The organism is Microbacterium sp. BF1 (assembly GCF_019279095.1).
GTDB lineage: Bacteria > Actinomycetota > Actinomycetes > Actinomycetales > Microbacteriaceae > Microbacterium > Microbacterium maritypicum.
Genome location: NZ_JAGYWT010000006.1, coordinates 1 through 15,380 on the forward strand (window position 1 = coordinate 1; position 15,380 = coordinate 15,380).

17 protein-coding genes are annotated in these 15,380 nt (G+C 66.0%); 9 read left to right on the top strand and 8 right to left on the bottom strand.

Going from position 1 to position 15,380, the window contains the following annotated elements; translation table 11 throughout:
• Window positions 1-424 (top strand): integrase core domain-containing protein (locus KZA10_RS00435; protein ID WP_218681899.1); only part of this gene is annotated, 424 nt, incomplete at its 5' end.
• Here the strand turns inward: KZA10_RS00435 and KZA10_RS00440 are convergent.
• Window positions 421-1,146 (bottom strand): hypothetical protein, encoded by a 726-nt coding sequence (locus KZA10_RS00440; protein ID WP_218681900.1) that lies wholly within the window; start codon window positions 1,144-1,146, stop codon window positions 421-423. The two genes, KZA10_RS00435 and KZA10_RS00440, sit on opposite strands and share 4 nt — an antisense overlap.
• Before the next feature lie 88 nt (window positions 1,147-1,234).
• Here KZA10_RS00440 and KZA10_RS00445 point away from each other — a divergent pair, with 88 nt between their 5' ends.
• A complete protein-coding gene (locus KZA10_RS00445) occupies window positions 1,235-2,173 on the top strand; it encodes a 5'-3' exonuclease (RefSeq protein ID WP_029258327.1) in 939 nt (312 codons plus the stop codon).
• Window positions 2,174-2,196: 23 nt separating this feature from the next.
• Here KZA10_RS00445 and KZA10_RS00450 read toward each other — a convergent pair whose 3' ends face one another.
• Both KZA10_RS00450 and trpD read right to left on the bottom strand, forming a co-directional pair.
• Complete coding sequence (locus KZA10_RS00450) at window positions 2,197-3,183, bottom strand: PHP domain-containing protein (protein ID WP_218681901.1); 987 nt, start codon at window positions 3,181-3,183, stop codon at window positions 2,197-2,199.
• A gap of 2 nt (window positions 3,184-3,185) precedes the next feature.
• Complete coding sequence (gene trpD / locus KZA10_RS00455; RefSeq protein ID WP_218681902.1) at window positions 3,186-4,256, bottom strand: anthranilate phosphoribosyltransferase; 1,071 nt, start codon at window positions 4,254-4,256, stop codon at window positions 3,186-3,188.
• A gap of 288 nt (window positions 4,257-4,544) precedes the next feature.
• Here trpD and KZA10_RS00460 point away from each other — a divergent pair, with 288 nt between their 5' ends.
• The 7 genes from KZA10_RS00460 (at window position 4,545) to KZA10_RS00490 (ending at window position 10,501) form a co-directional block, all read left to right on the top strand.
• Window positions 4,545-5,102 carry a heme-copper oxidase subunit III gene (locus tag KZA10_RS00460; RefSeq protein WP_208323613.1) on the top strand — a complete coding sequence of 186 codons (558 nt, stop codon included), beginning with the start codon at window positions 4,545-4,547 and terminating at the stop codon, window positions 5,100-5,102.
• A 20-nt stretch (window positions 5,103-5,122) separates the two neighbouring features.
• Complete coding sequence (locus KZA10_RS00465; protein ID WP_029258331.1) at window positions 5,123-5,926, top strand: c-type cytochrome; 804 nt, start codon at window positions 5,123-5,125, stop codon at window positions 5,924-5,926.
• Window positions 5,927-5,962: 36 nt separating this feature from the next.
• Window positions 5,963-7,039, top strand: coding sequence for a ubiquinol-cytochrome c reductase iron-sulfur subunit (locus KZA10_RS00470; RefSeq protein ID WP_021201548.1), 1,077 nt, complete (start codon window positions 5,963-5,965; stop codon window positions 7,037-7,039).
• The gene (locus KZA10_RS00475; RefSeq protein WP_218681903.1) at window positions 7,036-8,847 is read left to right on the top strand and encodes a ubiquinol-cytochrome c reductase cytochrome b subunit; all 1,812 of its coding nucleotides are present in this window, start codon (window positions 7,036-7,038) and stop codon (window positions 8,845-8,847) included. The genes KZA10_RS00470 and KZA10_RS00475 overlap by 4 nt, the downstream gene beginning before the upstream one ends.
• 81 nt (window positions 8,848-8,928) lie before the next feature.
• Window positions 8,929-9,333: a RidA family protein gene (locus KZA10_RS00480; protein ID WP_218681904.1), complete on the top strand. Its 405-nt coding sequence runs from the start codon at window positions 8,929-8,931 to the stop codon at window positions 9,331-9,333.
• Window positions 9,330-9,851: a GNAT family N-acetyltransferase gene (locus tag KZA10_RS00485; RefSeq protein WP_218681905.1), complete on the top strand. Its 522-nt coding sequence runs from the start codon at window positions 9,330-9,332 to the stop codon at window positions 9,849-9,851. The genes KZA10_RS00480 and KZA10_RS00485 overlap by 4 nt, the downstream gene beginning before the upstream one ends.
• A gap of 230 nt (window positions 9,852-10,081) precedes the next feature.
• Entirely contained in the window at window positions 10,082-10,501 is a 420-nt protein-coding gene (locus KZA10_RS00490) for a rhodanese-like domain-containing protein (protein ID WP_218681906.1), read from the top strand.
• Between the two features lie 65 nt (window positions 10,502-10,566).
• Here the strand turns inward: KZA10_RS00490 and KZA10_RS00495 are convergent, their stop codons facing one another.
• The 5 genes from KZA10_RS00495 to KZA10_RS00515 form a co-directional block, all read right to left on the bottom strand.
• Window positions 10,567-11,001, bottom strand: coding sequence for a cytochrome c oxidase subunit 4 (locus KZA10_RS00495; RefSeq protein WP_021201553.1), 435 nt, complete (start codon window positions 10,999-11,001; stop codon window positions 10,567-10,569).
• A 3-nt stretch (window positions 11,002-11,004) separates the two neighbouring features.
• Window positions 11,005-12,738, bottom strand: coding sequence for a cytochrome c oxidase subunit I (gene ctaD / locus KZA10_RS00500; RefSeq protein ID WP_021201554.1), 1,734 nt, complete (start codon window positions 12,736-12,738; stop codon window positions 11,005-11,007).
• A gap of 3 nt (window positions 12,739-12,741) precedes the next feature.
• Window positions 12,742-13,644 (bottom strand): cytochrome c oxidase subunit II, encoded by a 903-nt coding sequence (coxB, locus tag KZA10_RS00505; RefSeq protein ID WP_029258335.1) that lies wholly within the window; start codon window positions 13,642-13,644, stop codon window positions 12,742-12,744.
• Between the two features lie 140 nt (window positions 13,645-13,784).
• The gene (gene erpA / locus KZA10_RS00510; protein WP_017830247.1) at window positions 13,785-14,147 is read right to left on the bottom strand and encodes an iron-sulfur cluster insertion protein ErpA; all 363 of its coding nucleotides are present in this window, start codon (window positions 14,145-14,147) and stop codon (window positions 13,785-13,787) included.
• A 70-nt stretch (window positions 14,148-14,217) separates the two neighbouring features.
• On the bottom strand, window positions 14,218-15,380 hold a 1,163-nt coding region (locus KZA10_RS00515; protein ID WP_218681907.1), incomplete at its 5' end, for a dipeptidase.

Consider the following 15,380-nt stretch of genomic DNA (forward strand, 5'->3'; position numbering starts at 1 on the left):
CGACGATCACTCCCGACTCGCCTACGCAGAGATCCACGACGACGAAAAGGGCGCCACCGCCGCCGGTGTCCTTGAGCGTGCCATCGCGTTCTACGCCCGCCTCGGCGTGACCGTCGAGCGAGTGATCAGCGACAACGCGTTCGCCTACCGGCACTCGACCGCGTTTCGAGACGTAATCGACGCGCACGGCATCACGCAGAAGTTCATCCGCCCGCACTGCCCCTGGACGAACGGGAAAGTCGAGCGCTTGAACCGCACCCTCGCCGCCGAATGGGCCTACGCCCGACCCTGGACCTCCAACGACGACCGCCGAGCAGCATTGACGGCTTGGCTCGACCACTACAACCTAGACAGAACCCACCTCGGCATCGGAGGCAAGACCCCTATCGACCGAATCAACAACGGTCGAGGTCAGTACAGCTAGCGCGCGATGGTCACGACGACCGGGGCGCCGTCCGCATCGACGTACCCGTCGAGCGTCAGTTTCGCGTCCTGGTCGATGCCCACCGCCGTCACGAACGTGATCTGCGGAACCAGATCCATCGTGCAGACCTCGTTCGCGCTCTCGTCCAGCCGAACGATCGCCTCGTTCTCGCTGACGGCCTCGACGGCCCCGGAGGCAGGCATGCAGGTCGACGATCCCCAGGTGAGGACCGCGAGTTCATGCGCGTCGATCCATGCCGCCGCGGGTGTCTGCTCGGGCATCCGATCGGCCGGGATGATCTCTCCTGACACGAGTCCGGGAAGCGTCAGTTCCGTGGTCTCTCCCCCGGGACCCGTCACTGTCAGCTCGACAGGTCGCGAGGAATCGAACGCCGCCGGCAGCCCGACGTACATTCCGTGAGCGGTCTGCACTGCCGCGCACACCTCATCCGCGCCGTCGACGAGAACGAGCTCGAGCGATTGGTCTCCCGCGACGATGTCCCCGATCTGCGGAGCACACGCATCGCCCCACGTCTTCAGCACGAACGACGTCGCATCCAGCCACGCCGCCTGCGGTGCGTGTGACGTGTCGGAGGTGTCCGGAGCGGACGTCGATTCCGGGACAGGAGAGGTCCCCGCCGACATGGCGCATCCGCTCAGTGCCGCAGCGAGCACCACCCCGCCCAGGGCGAGGGACGAGAACGTGCGAAGAGAAGCTGTCATACCCGTGAGTGTCGCAACCGCGCGGATCGTCTCACTCTCCGGCCCGCGACCACCCGCCCGTGTCGCACGCCCGTGCCAGACTGTGCTGGTGACCGATCGCCTCATGCTGCTCGACACCGCCAGCCTCTACTTCCGCGCCTTCTACGGCGTCCCCGACAAGGTGACGGCGCCCGACGGCGCTCCGATCAACGCGGCGCGCGGTCTGCTCGACATCATCGCGAAGCTCGTCACGCTCTACGAGCCCACCCATGTCATCGCCTGCTGGGATGACGACTGGCGCCCGCAATGGCGCGTCGATCTGATCCCCAGCTACAAGACGCACCGTGTCGTCGAGGTCGTCGAGGTCGGACCTGACATCGAAGAGGTCCCCGACCCCCTCGAAGCGCAGATCCCCCTCATCCGGGAGACGCTCGCCGCGATCGGGATCCCGATCATCGGGGTGGCGGAGCACGAGGCCGACGACGTCATCGGCACGCTCGCGACCGGAGCGACGATGCCGGTCGACATCGTCACCGGAGACCGCGATCTGTTCCAGCTCGTCGACGACTCCCGCGATGTGCGGGTCATCTACACCGCGCGCGGCATGAGCAATCTCGAGGTCGTGACCGATGCGACCGTGGTCGCGAAGTACGGGGTGCTCCCCTCGCAGTATGCCGACTTCGCCACCATGCGCGGCGACGCCTCAGACGGTCTTCCCGGTGTGGCCGGGGTCGGTGAGAAGACCGCCGCGACGCTGCTGCAGACCCACGCCGATCTCGAGGGCATCCGCGCGGCCGCCGAGGCCGGAGAGGGCATGAGCGCCGGGGTGCGGGCGAAGGTGCTGGCCGCATCCGCCTACCTCGATGTGGCCCCCACCGTGGTCGCCGTCGCCACGTCGCTTCCCATCACGACGCCCGATATCCCGTTGCGGGTGCTCGATCCCGCGGAGGTCGATGCGGCGACGGCTCTCGCCGAGAAGTGGAACCTCGGCGGCTCGATGACGCGCGCGGTGGCAGCGGTGTCGAAGGCCGCCCTCGCGTCCGGCTGACCCCCGGTCAACCGCAGCTGCACCTATTCCGCCCAGGCGAGAAGCCGGGAGAGTCCCCAGGTCGTCACGATCCGGGAGGCGGGAATCCCCGCGCGCTCGGCTCGCTCCGCGCCGTGATCCAGCAACGAGAGCTGACCGGGAGCATGCGCATCCGAGTCGATGGAGAACAGGCATCCGGCTTCGAGCGCGATAGCGATCAGTTCATCCGGCGGATCCTGACGCTCGGGGCGCGAGTTGATCTCGACCGCCACCCCGTTGTCCGCGCAGGCGGCGAAGACCGCAGCCGCGTCGAACGCCGACTCCGGGCGGGTCCCTCGTTCCCCCTGCACCAGGCGCCCGGTGCAGTGCCCGAGCACGTTCACCCTGGGGTGCGACACCGCGGCGATCATGCGTGCGGTCATCGGACGCGAGTCCATCCGCAACTTCGAATGCACCGATGCCACGACGATGTCCAGTTCGCGGAGAAGCAAGTCCTCCTGGTCGAGAGCACCGTCCTCGAGGATGTCGACCTCGATGCCGGCGAGCAGGGTGAAGCCGTCACCGGACTCCGCACGCACCAGGGGCATCTGCTCCCGAAGCCGCTCGGCCGAGAGCCCTCTGGCCACCCGAAGACGCGGCGAGTGATCCGTTATCGCCTGATACTCATGACCCAACGCGCGAGCTGCCGCTGCCATGACAGAGATGGGAGTAGTGCCGTCGGACCAGTCGGTGTGAGCGTGCAGGTCGCCGCGCAGCTTCGTTCGCAGCAGCGAGACACGCTCAGGTTCGACGTCGCCACGCAGCTCGACGAGGTAGTCCGGCACCTGCCCGGCCTGCGCCTGACGGATCACCGCGAAGGTGGATTCTCCGATGCCCCTCGCCGCTCTCAGGCGGGTGGGATCGGCCCGGACGTCGTCCGGGAGATCCTGCAGGGTCGCCGCAGCCTGACGAAAAGCCTTCGCTCGATACCGTGAGGCCCGCTCGCGCTCCAGAAGAGAGGCGATCTCCAGCAGGGCGTCGACGGGATCCACGGTCACTCCTTCGGGGCCGCCAGCTCGCGACTGACCGAGATCCACTGGTCGAGCTTGGCCAGGGCACGGCCGTCGTCGACGGCCGCCGATGCCTTGTCGTACCCCTCGCGCAGTCGTTCGAGGATCGGGCGCTGCACCTGCATGGCGTCCTGGGAGAGTTCGAACGCGACGATGCCCGCCGCCGCATTGAGCAGCACGATGTCGCGCACCGCCCCGGTCTCCCCCGCCAGCGTCCGTCGAAGCACCTCCGCGTTGTGCTGCGGAGATCCGCCGATCAGGTCGGCCAGGTCGGCGATCGGGATGCCGAGGTCACGGGGGTCGAGGTCGTGCTCGTGGATGTCCCCGCGGGTGACCTCCCAGATGCGGCTGTGGCCGGTCGTGGTGAGCTCGTCGAGTCCGTCGTCGCCTCGGAACACCAGCGCGGTCGCGCCGCGGGTCCGGAAGACGCCGGTGATCAGCGGTACGCGCTCGATCTGCGCGACGCCCACGGCGTTTGCTTCGGCGCGGGCGGGGTTGCACAGCGGCCCGAGCATGTTGAAGACGGTGGGAACCCCGAGCTCCGCGCGGACGGATCCTGCGTGCTTGAAGCCGGGGTGGAACGCGCCCGCCCACGCGAAGGTGATCCCGGTGCGGTCGAGGATGGATGCGACGGCGGCGGGGTCGAGTGACAGCTCGAGGCCGAGAGCACCGAGCACGTCTGAGGAGCCGGACGCCGAACTCGCCGCACGGTTGCCGTGCTTGACGACGGGCACGCCGGTGGCGCCGATGATGATCGCCGCCGTGGTCGAGACGTTCACCGTGCCGACGCGGTCGCCGCCCGTCCCGACGATGTCGAGCACATCAGGAGAGACGGGAAGAGGGACCGCAGCCTCGAGGATCGCGTCGCGGAAGCCGACGATCTCGTCGATCGTCTCCCCCTTGGCACGAAGAGCGACGAGGAATCCTGCCAGCTGGGCCTCCGTGACGTCGCCCTGCATGATCTGCCGCATGGCCCACGTCGACTCCCACACGCTGAGATCGCGACGCTCCAGAAGAGAGGTGAGCACGTCGGACCAGGTCAGGGAATCAGCCATGTGTGCGATCCTATCGGCGCAGAGAAAACATGCAGATGCTTCCGAACACACGTGCACCCCACCCCCACCCCTTGTTTCCCGCGGATTCACCGGGTATTCGCAGTGTTTTCTTAGGGTCTCCTAAGTCGTCGACCGGCAACTCGAAGGTCGCCGGTGCAAGAATCACGCCCGCGGATCGGCCATAATGGAGGGGTGACGACCTCAGCGACGTATGCCCCGGCGGCGAGAACGATTAAGCGGCCCAACCCGGTAGCTGTCGGCACCATTGTGTGGCTCGGCAGTGAGGTGATGTTCTTCGCGGGACTCTTCGCGATCTACTTCACCCTCCGCAGCACCTCTCCGGAGCTGTGGGCGGCCCGGACCGAGCTGCTGAACGTCCCGTTCGCCGCAGTGAACACTGCGATCCTCGTACTCTCCTCGTTCACGTGCCAGATGGGCGTGTTCGCGGCAGAGGACCTGCAGCCCTACAAGATCGGCAAGGGACAGAAGAACGGCGCCGGACGCCGTCGCCTGTTCGGATGGGGAATGGTCGAGTGGTTCTTCCTCACCTTCGCCCTCGGCGCGATCTTCGTCTCCGGCCAGGTCTGGGAGTATGCCCAGCTCGTTGCTGAGGGCATGCCCATCAGCGCTGACTCGTACGCTTCCGCGTTCTACCTGACGACGGGCTTCCACGCCCTGCACGTCACCGGCGGACTGGTCGCGTTCCTGCTCGTCATCGGACGCGCTTACGCCGTCAAGAACTTCCGGCACAAGGAGGCGACCTCCTCGATCGTGGTGTCCTACTACTGGCACTTCGTCGACGTCGTCTGGATCGTGCTGTTCCTCGTTATCTACTTCCTGAAATAAGAGCGGAGCTGATCCCCGAGATGGCACGAGAGAAGAAGCGCCGTTCCAGCGGTCGTCGCAGCCCTTTGGCGGCGGCCGCGCTCATCGGCGCAGGCCTCATGATCACCGGCGCCGTGTACGCCGGCGCGACCGCTGCGTTCGCCGCGACCGACACCCAGTCGGCGGCGACCTCGCAGTTGACCGTGGAGGACGGCAAGAAGCTGTTCACGGCCAACTGCGCCACCTGCCACGGTCTCGACCTGCAGGGAACCGCCAACGGCCCCAGCCTCTACGGCGTGGGTGAGCTGGCGACCGAGTTCCAGCTCTCGACCGGCCGCATGCCTCTGCAGATGCAGGGCCCCCAGGCGCCGCAGAAGGCCCCGCAGTTCACCGAGGACCAGATCCTCGCGATCTCGTCCTTCGTCCAGTCCGAGGCTCCCGGCCCGACGTTCCCGTCGGACCACATCCTCGACGGCAAGGGCGATGTCTCCAACGGCGCCGAGCTGTTCCGCGTCAACTGCGCGATGTGCCACAACGTGGCCGCCGCGGGTGGAGCGCTCACCGAGGGCAAGTACGCCCCCGGACTCAGCGAGACCAGCGCGCTGCACATGTATGCCGCCATGGTCACCGGCCCCCAGAACATGCCGGTCTTCGGCGACATGAACCTGTCCGACGAGGACAAGCGAGACATCATCTCGGCGCTGCTCTTCCAGCAGCAGTCCGTGCAGATCGGTGGCTTCTCGCTGGGCTCGCTCGGTCCGGTCTCCGAAGGCCTGTTCGTGTGGATCTTCGGTATCGGCGCGCTCGTCGCCGTCACCGTGTGGATCACGGCGAAGTCCAACTGACGCTTAATCATCGAAGAGGAACGTACGAGGAGCACCATGGCACACGACGACGACTCGCAGGCTCTTGACAGGGCCTACCAGCCCTCTCCGGGGCTGGGTGTCGCAGTCAGCGATCCCGTGCAGAACCCCGGGCTTCCGCCGCACCGCGAGCGGATGACCGATAAGGACCCGCGCGCCGAGAAGGCCGCTGTCCGCACTGTCTACACGCTGTTCTATCTCTCGCTCGCCGGCAGCATCTGGGCGGTCGCCGCCTACATGCTGTTCCCGATCGAGAGCGGCGCGCTCATCGACATCCGGCAGAACAACCTCTTCATCGGTCTCGGCATCGCGCTCGCACTGCTGGCCCTCGGCATCGGTGCCATCCACTGGTCCAAGGCCCTCATGTCCGACAAGGAGTTCATCGAGCACCGCCACCCCACCCGTGGCAAGGACTCCACGCGCGAAGCGGCCATCAAGGCCTTCTCCGACGCGAATGAGGAGTCGGGCTTCGGCCGTCGCTCGATGATCCGCAACTCGCTTTTCGCCGCGATCGTCGCCTCGATCATCCCCGGCGTGACGCTGTTCCGTGGCCTGGCGCCGCACTCCACTCCGGAAGACCCCACCGCGGGCGACCCGGTCGTGCTGCTCAAGCACACCATGTGGGAAGAGGGCGCGCGCCTGGTGCGCGATCCCGACGGCACCCCGATCCGCGCGGCTGACGTCACCCTGGGTTCGGCGTTCCACGTGATCCCGGAGGAACTCGCCACCCTCAGCCACAGCGACGGCTACCTCGAAGAGAAGGCCAAGGCCATCGTGCTGATGATGCGCCTGCGCCCCGAGCAGCTGATCGAGGCCGAGGACCGCAAGGACTGGTCCTACGACGGCATCGTCGCGTACTCCAAGGTCTGCACGCACGTCGGATGCCCTGTGGCTCTGTACGAGCAGCAGACCCACCACCTGCTGTGCCCGTGCCACCAGTCGCAGTTCGACGTCACGGACCATGCAAAGGTCATCTTCGGCCCGGCGGCTCGTCCGCTGCCGCAGCTGCCCATCACCGTCGATGACGAGGGCTACCTGGTCGCACGCAGCGACTTCAAGGAACCCGTCGGCCCGAGCTTCTGGGAGCGCCATTGAGCACCGCAACGCTGTCCAAAGAGGACAAGGACACCAAGGCGCCCCTCGGCGGTCGCTTCGTCGGTGCCGCGTCGAACTACATCGATGAGCGCACCAGCCTCTCCGGCTTCGTCAAGGAGCTCGGACGCAAGATCTTCCCCGACCACTGGTCGTTCATGCTCGGCGAGATCGCGCTCTGGAGCTTCGTCGTCGTGTTCCTCTCCGGAACCTTCCTGACGTTCTTCTTCGACGCGTCGATGGTCGAGACCCACTACACCGGCGCCTATGCGCCGATGCGTGGAATCGAGATGTCCGCAGCGCTGGAATCGTCGCTGCACATCTCCTTCGACCTGCGAGGCGGGCTGCTGGTCCGGCAGATCCACCACTGGGCCGCCCTCGTGTTCATCGCCGGCATCGGCGTGCACATGCTCCGCGTGTTCTTCACCGGTGCCTTCCGCAAGCCGCGTGAGCTCAACTGGGTGATCGGCTTCATCCTCTTCATCCTCGCGATGGCCGAGGGCTTCACCGGATACTCGCTTCCCGACGACCTGCTCTCGGGCAACGGCCTCCGCATCATCGACGGCATGATCAAGGGTCTCCCCCTGATCGGCACCTGGACCTCGTTCCTCCTCTTCGGTGGCGAGTTCCCGGGTACCGACATCGTCGGACGCCTGTACACGCTGCACATCCTGCTGCTGCCGATGCTCGTCATCGCGCTGATCGTGGTGCACCTGATGCTCATGATCATCAACAAGCACACGCAGTTCGCCGGCCCGGGCCGCACGAACGACAACGTCGTGGGCTACCCGATGATGCCGGTGTACATGTCCAAGATGGGCGGATACCTGTTCATCGTCTTCGGCACCATCGTGTTGATCGCGACGTTCTTCCAGATCAACCCGATCTGGAACTACGGACCGTACGACCCGTCCCCCGTCTCCGCCGGCACGCAGCCGGACTGGTACATCGGCTTCGCCGACGGCGCCCTGCGTCTGGCACCGTCGAACTGGGACATCGTCTTCCTCGACCACACCTGGTCGTTCGGCATCATCGCGCCGGTCCTCGTGCTCGGTCTGTTCATCGTGCTCGTCGCGATCTACCCCTTCATCGAGGCGTGGGTCACGGGCGACAAGCGTGAGCACCACATCGCTCAGCGCCCGCGCAACGCCGCGACGCGCACGGCGATCGGTGTGGCCGGTGTCATCTTCTACGCGGTGCTGTGGGCTGCAGCCTCGTCCGACCTCATCGCGACGCACTTCATGCTCACGATGGAAGGCGTCATCCACACGCTGCAGGCGATGCTCTTCCTGGGCCCGATCCTCGGCTACTTCGTCACGAAACGCATCTGCATCGCGCTGCAGAAGAAGGACCGCGAGATCGTGCTGCACGGCTTCGAGTCCGGTCGCATCGTCCGCCTTCCCGGCGGAGAGTTCATCGAGGTGCACCAGCCGGTCGACAAGTACGACCGTTGGAAGCTCATCGACGTCGACACGTACGAGCCCCTGGTGGTGCGCCCGAACGCCAAGGGACGTATCCCGTGGACGGAGAACCTCCGCTCCTCGATCTCCCGCTGGTTCTTCGAAGACCGCCTGGCACCGCTCACGCAGGCCGAGGTCGAGGCAGCAGACGCTCACCAGCACCACGTCACGGCTCACAACGACGAGACCGAGGCCGCGGAGATCCAGGGCGCTCACGAGCGCGCAGGCTTCCCCGACGCCCCGCTCAGGGTCGATGAGACGCACGTCGACGAGACGCCGAACACCCCCAGCACGGTCATCGCGACCGAGCCGGTGAAGAAGCCTCGCAAGAAGTCGGAGGACGGCGAGTAGTCGCCACTCCCCCATCTGATGAAGGCCTCGTCCATACGGACGGGGCCTTCATCGTTAGTACCCGAATGAGAGGATCCACCCATGTCGTCCGCCGTCCAGCTGATCCGCGCCACCTCCCTCGCCGAAGTCCCCTACGCCTACGCCGCGACCGCACCGGCCGGCTCACGCCTGATCTTCCTCGCCGGCGCGTGCCCGCTGAACGACGATGGCACGACTGCTGCACCCGGCGACTACGCCGCTCAGGCGGCCAAGTGCGTAGAGACCCTCCAGGGGGCGCTCGAGATCGCCGGCGCGACCATGACGGACGTCATCAGCACGCGGGTACTCGTGGCCTCCTCATCGCAGGCCGACCTCGTCGCGGCCTGGGATGTCATCCATGCGGCTTTCGGCGCGCACGACGTGCCCAGCACGCTCCTGGGCGTGACGGTGCTCGGCTACGACGACCAGCTGGTCGAGATCGAAGCGATCGCGGCTGTCTCCGAATGAGCATCAACGTCGTCGTCCGCCCGGCCGCGCCCGACGATGACGCGGCGACGGAACAGATCGAAGTGGCCGCCGATGCCCTCCTCATCGAACGGTTCGGAGCCGTCGACTGGCCTCCCCCGACGCCCCCGCAGGAACGCGCGTCGATGCCGGGCTTCGTCCTCGTCGCCGAACACCACGACGGGACCACCACGACGCCGGTCGTCGTGGGCTTCGTGCACGTGCTGGAGCTCGACGGCCACGCGCATCTCGAGCAGCTCTCGGTGCTTCCCTCTTACGGACGCCAGGGTATCGGTCGTGAGCTCGTCACGGCCGCGCTCACGGAATCGCGCCTCCGGGGTCATACCGAGATCACCCTTCGCACCTACATCGACGTGCCCTGGAACGCCCCCTTCTACACGTCCTGCGGCTTCGTCGTGAGCGAGCCGGACACCCCACTGCTCCGAGATCTGGTCCAGGTCGAATCCGCGCTGGGCCTCTTCGAGCACGGACCGCGCACGCAGATGACGGCTGTGCTCTGATTCACGGCTGTGCTCTGATTCACGGCTGTGCTCTGATCCACGGATGTGCTCCGATCGGTAGCAGTACGTCGATCGTCGAACGCGCCGCGATCGACGACGGCACCTCTGCCGCTGACCTCGCCCGGCCGCACTGGCTGGCGTATACCCCCGGCTCCGGCATTGACCGCAATCCGTCGCTGAGCGACTGGATTCCACCGGATGGTTCTCGCGTGTCTCCGTAGGCTGGAATCATGATCGATCGTGCCGAGTTCTACGCAGCCAAGTTGACCTATGAGACAGACCCCAGCGATGTGCACACGGCGCTCAAGGCCGGCGAGAACATCGTCGTCGTCGACGTCCGCTCCGACGAGGCGTGGGCCCAGGGGCGGATCGCCGGTGCCGTGCACATGCACTACAGCGAGATCGCCTCGCGTGCTGCCACCGAGATCCCCGAGGGTACGGACGTGGTCGTCTACTGCTGGAGCCCCGGCTGCAACGCCGGCGCCAAGGGCGCGCTCGAGTTCGCCCGCCTCGGATACGCCGTACGCGAGATGATCGGCGGTTTCGAGTACTGGGTCCGGGAGGGTTACGCGGTCGAAGACAGCGATGGCGTCCACCACCGCCCCGTGGATCCGTTGACCGGCATCGCACGCATCCGCGCCCACGCCTGATCACGGCCCCGGCGCACGAAGAAGGCCCCCGGATTCCTCCGGGGGCCTTCTTCAGTGCAGCTGGGTCAGCGGGCGAAGTTGCCGCGGTAGTACTCGTACACCCAGCCGACGATCGCGACGACGAAGATCGCGAGGCCGATCGGCAGGAGGAAGTGCCCGACCGCGAGCCCCACGACGAAGACTCCCGCCGAGGCAGCGAGGACGATGGGCCACCAGGACCACGGGCTGAACTCGCCGAGCTCCGGGTCACCGTCGTCGATGTCGGAGGTCAGGATGTCTTCGGGCAGCTCACCACGCTGCGCCTTGTGAGTGCGATCGAGATAGAACGCGATCATCGCTGCCATGAAGGCGGCGAAGAACAGGGCGACCGTACCGACCCACTCGATTCGCATCGCGAAGTTGTCGTTCGGTGTGGCCAGGATGTGCCAACCGGTGTAGACGACTCCGACGAGAGCGAAGAACGCCGTCAGGATCCACCAGAGAATGACGTTGTCGCGCATGACTTAGTGGGCCTCTCGCTCGCCGGGAGCCGTCGTGGCGAACTCCGCAGCCTCCGGGTGATTCAGGTCGAACGCAGGCCGCTCGCTGCGGATGCGCGGGATCGACGTGAAGTTGTGACGCGGGGGCGGGCAGGACGTCGCCCACTCGAGCGATCCGCCGTAGCCCCACGGGTCGTTGACCGTGACCTTCGGCGCCTTGCGGGCGGTGATCCAGACGTTCAGGAAGAACGGCAGCATCGAAGCGCCCAGGATGATGGCACCGATCGTCGAGACCTGGTTCTGCCAGGTCCATCCGTCGGCCTCCGAGTAGTCGGCGTAACGACGCACCATGCCGTCGACGCCCAGCCAGTGCTGGATGAGGAAGGTCATGTGGAAACCGATGAACAGAAGCCAGAAGTGCACGTAGCCGAGACGCTCGTTCAGCATGCGTCCGGTCCACTTCGGCCACCAGAAGTAGAAGCCGGCGAACATGGCGAACACCACGGTTCCGAACACCACGTAGTGGAAGTGGGCGACCACGAAGTACGAGTCGGAGAGGGCGAAGTCCAGCGGCGGAGCCGCGAGGATGACACCGGTCAGACCACCGAAGACGAACGACACGAGGAACCCGAGAGCGAAGACCATCGGAGTCTCGAAGGTGACCGACCCTCGCCAGAGGGTACCGATCCAGTTGAAGATCTTCACACCCGTCGGCACGGCGATCAGCATCGTCATGAGCGCGAAGAACGGCAGCAGGACCGAGCCCGTCACATACATGTGGTGAGCCCACACCGCGACCGAGAGAGCGGCGATGGCGATCGTCGCGTAGACGAGGGTCTTGTATCCGAAGATCGGCTTGCGGCTGAAGACCGGGAAGATCTCGGAGACGATACCGAAGAACGGCAGCGCGATGATGTACACCTCGGGGTGACCGAAGAACCAGAACAGGTGCTGCCAGAGCAGAACGCCGCCGTTGGCCGGGTCGTAGATGTGAGCACCGAGGATGCGGTCGGCCGCCGCGGCGAAGATGGCTGCGGCAAGCACCGGGAACGCCATCAGGATCAGGAGGCTCGTGATGAGCGTGTTCCACGAGAAGATCGGCATGCGCCACATCGTCATACCGGGGGCACGCATCGTGATGATCGTGGTGATGAAGTTGACGGCACCGAGGATCGTTCCGAATCCGGAGATGCCGAGACCCACCATCCAGAGGTTTCCACCCGCACCCGGCGAGAACGATGCCCCTGCCAACGGCTGATAGGCGAACCACCCGAAGGATGCCGCGCCCTGCGGGGTGAGGAAGCCGGCCACCGCGATCGTGGAACCGAACAGGAAGAGCCAGAAGGCGAAGGCGTTCAGACGCGGGAAGGCGACGTCAGGGGCGCCGATCTGCAGGGGCAGGATCGCGTTGGCGAAGCCGGCGAACAGCGGCGTCGCGAACATCAGCAGCATGATCGTGCCGTGCATCGTGAACAGCTGGTTGTACTGCTCCTTGGTCGGGATGATCTGCATACCCGGCGCGAACAGCTCGGCACGGATGACGAGTGCCATCACACCGCCGAGGAGGAAGAACATCACCGACGCGATCAGGTACATGTACCCGATGGTCTTGTGGTCGGTGGAGGTGATCCACTTGACGACGATGTTGCCCTTCTGCTCGACGCGCGAGGAGCTCATGAGAGCGGCCTGGCGTGCGGGCAGAGTCTGGGGACGCGAGCGGGGAGACTCGTCGGTACGGGGAGCTTCTGTGGTCGACATGGCTTACTCCCCTCCTTCCTCGGTGTCGGTCTTCGGGGTGGTCCCCGGAAGGTTCGAGAGACGGTCGTAGGCGCCGGTGATGTCACCGGTGTTGCCCTGCTCCTCGAGCGACGCGAGGTAGGAGTCGTACTCGCTCTGCGAGACGACCTTCACGTTGAAGAGCATCATCGAGTGGTACTCACCGCAGAGCTCGGCGCACTTGCCGGCGTACTCGCCCTCACGGGTGGGGATGAACGACCAGGAGTTGTCCTTCCCGATGAACATGTCCTTCTTGTACAGGAAGTCGATGATCCAGAAGGAGTGGATGACGTCGCGCGACTGAAGGTTGATCGTGACCTTCTTGTCGACCGGCAGCACCAGCGTCGGCAGCTGCGCCTGATCGATGTTGCCGTCCTTGTCGGGCTGGGCCTGGATGCCCATGGTCCACACAGCGTCGGAGTTGTCCTTCTCGTCTCCGTCGTACTGGAAGTCCCACGCCCACTGCTTCGCGATGGCGGTGATCTCGACGTCGGGCTCGTCCCACTTGGCCTCGATCTCCGTCTGATCGCGAGCGGTGAAGAAGAACATGCCCAGAACCAGGATGAGCGGCACGATCGTGTAGAAGATCTCGATCGGCATGTTGTAGCGCATCTGCACCGGGAGACCGGTCTGGCCCTTGCGACGGCGGTAGGCGATCGCCGCCCAGGCCATCAGGCCCCAGGTGATGATGCCGACGGCGAGAAGCACGATCCACGAGTTGACCCAGAGCGACGAGACACGCTCGGTCTGGTTGGTGGCCGCGGGTCCACCCTCCACGAAGCCCGGAAGAAAGCCGTTCAGCTCGGTGGGAGAGCATCCCGCCAGGGCCAAGGCTGCCGCAACTCCCACAGGGAGGGCGGCCCAACGAAGGCTGCGTTTCGAGGGCACGATGCACCTTTCAGATCGCGAACAGAGCACACCCAAGTCTAGGGCAACCTCACACCTGATTCATGCCATCCACGCAGGTTGTGGAACCAGAACGGCCGCCGTCACCGATGGTGACGGCGGCCGAGTCGGCAGAGCGAGGATCAGTGGAAGCTGTCGCCGCAGGCGCAGCTGCCCGCTGCATTGGGGTTGTCGATCGTGAACCCCTGCTCGGAGATCGTGTCCTTGAAGTCGATCGCCGCACCGTCGAGGTACGGGACGCTCATGTTGTCGATGATCACCTCGACGCCGTCGAAGTCGACCGTCTCGTCGCCCTCGAGATAGCGCTCGTCGAAGTACAGCTGGTAGATCAGGCCCGAGCATCCGCCCGGCTGCACGGCGACACGCAGACGCAGGTCGTCGCGGCCTTCCTGCTCGAGGAGGTTCTTCACCTTCGTGGCAGCAGCGTCGGTCAGGGTGACGCCGTGTGCGCGGGTGGTCTCTGGGGAGAGTGTGGTGTCGCTCATGTCGCTCCTTGTGACGGGCCGCAGGTGCACGGCTTCTCGGATGATTCTACCGCCGCAGATGCTGTGAGGCTCAGAGTTCTGCGGCATTCATGCGAGCGAGCAGCAGCGCCTCGGTCGCGACCGCGTGGCGGAAGGTGTCGAGGTGCAGCGACTCATTCGGGCTGTGCGCGCGCGAATGCGGGTCCTCGACACCAGTGACGAGGATCTGTGCAGCGGGGAATTCCCGCACCAGGTCGGCGATGAACGGGATCGATCCACCCACGCCCAGGTCCACCGGAGGCACCCCGTACCCGTCGCGCATCGCGTCCCGGGTCAGCGCGACCGCCCAGCCGCTGGTGTCCACGAGGAAACCGTCGCCGAGGTCGACATCCGAGAAGGTGAGCTGGGCACCGAAAGGTGCGTGCGCGCGGAGGTGGCGCTCCAAGGCCTCGTATGCGTCCTGGCCGCTCTGGCCAGGAGCCACGCGAGCACTGATCACGACGGTGACTTCGGGGAGCAGCGTATTGGAGGCTGCCGCCACGCTGGTGGCGTCGATCCCGATCACCGTGACCGACGGCTTGTTCCAGATCCGGCTGAGGATGCTGCCGTCCCCGATGGGAGTAGTGCCGGGAAGGAGTCCTGCTTCGTCCCGCAGCGTCTCCTCGGTGTAGTCGGGGGTGGGGGCGTCGCGCTCGGTCATACCCTCGACCGCCACCGAGCCGTCGGCGTTCCACAGCGTGGACAGCAGCGTGACGGTCGCCATCATCGCGTCGGGCACGGCGCCGCCGAACATTCCGGAGTGCGAGGCGTGGTCCAGGGTGCGCACGCGCATCGTGAACCGGGCGTTGCCGCGGAGGGAGACGGTGAGACCGGGAGTCACGGAGTCCCAGTTGCCCGAGTCGGCCACGACGATGGCGTCGGCGCGAAGAGCATCCTTGTTGTCGGAGAGGAACTGGGCGAACGAACGGGACCCGTACTCCTCCTCCCCTTCGATGAACATCGCGATGCCGAGGTCGAGGTCATCGCCGAGCACCTCGCTCACCGCGCGGATCGAGGCGATATGCGACATGATGCCGGCCTTGTCGTCGGCCGCACCGCGCCCGTAGAGACGCCCGTCGCGCACCGTCGGCTCGAACGGCGGGGTCTCCCAGAGGGCATCGTCTCCCGGAGGCTGCACGTCGTGGTGCGCGTACAGAAGGATCGTGGGCTTGCCGTTGCGGGCGGCGCGCGTGGCGAGGACGGCCGGCTGCCCCT

What these genes read in the sequence shown, in the direction of transcription:
- KZA10_RS00440 (WP_218681900.1), bottom strand. Translation starts at nt 1,146, where the DNA reads ATGACAGCTTCTCTTCGCACGTTCTCGTCCCTCGCCCTGGGCGGGGTG.
- trpD (WP_218681902.1), bottom strand. Translation starts at nt 4,256, where the DNA reads ATGGCTGATTCCCTGACCTGGTCCGACGTGCTCACCTCTCTTCTGGAG.
- KZA10_RS00460 (WP_208323613.1), top strand. Translation starts at nt 4,545, where the DNA reads ATGTTCTTCGCGGGACTCTTCGCGATCTACTTCACCCTCCGCAGCACC.
- KZA10_RS00465 (WP_029258331.1), top strand. Translation starts at nt 5,123, where the DNA reads ATGGCACGAGAGAAGAAGCGCCGTTCCAGCGGTCGTCGCAGCCCTTTG.
- KZA10_RS00470 (WP_021201548.1), top strand. Translation starts at nt 5,963, where the DNA reads ATGGCACACGACGACGACTCGCAGGCTCTTGACAGGGCCTACCAGCCC.
- KZA10_RS00480 (WP_218681904.1), top strand. Translation starts at nt 8,929, where the DNA reads ATGTCGTCCGCCGTCCAGCTGATCCGCGCCACCTCCCTCGCCGAAGTC.
- KZA10_RS00485 (WP_218681905.1), top strand. Translation starts at nt 9,330, where the DNA reads ATGAGCATCAACGTCGTCGTCCGCCCGGCCGCGCCCGACGATGACGCG.
- KZA10_RS00490 (WP_218681906.1), top strand. Translation starts at nt 10,082, where the DNA reads ATGATCGATCGTGCCGAGTTCTACGCAGCCAAGTTGACCTATGAGACA.
- KZA10_RS00495 (WP_021201553.1), bottom strand. Translation starts at nt 11,001, where the DNA reads ATGCGCGACAACGTCATTCTCTGGTGGATCCTGACGGCGTTCTTCGCT.
- ctaD (WP_021201554.1), bottom strand. Translation starts at nt 12,738, where the DNA reads ATGTCGACCACAGAAGCTCCCCGTACCGACGAGTCTCCCCGCTCGCGT.
- erpA (WP_017830247.1), bottom strand. Translation starts at nt 14,147, where the DNA reads ATGAGCGACACCACACTCTCCCCAGAGACCACCCGCGCACACGGCGTC.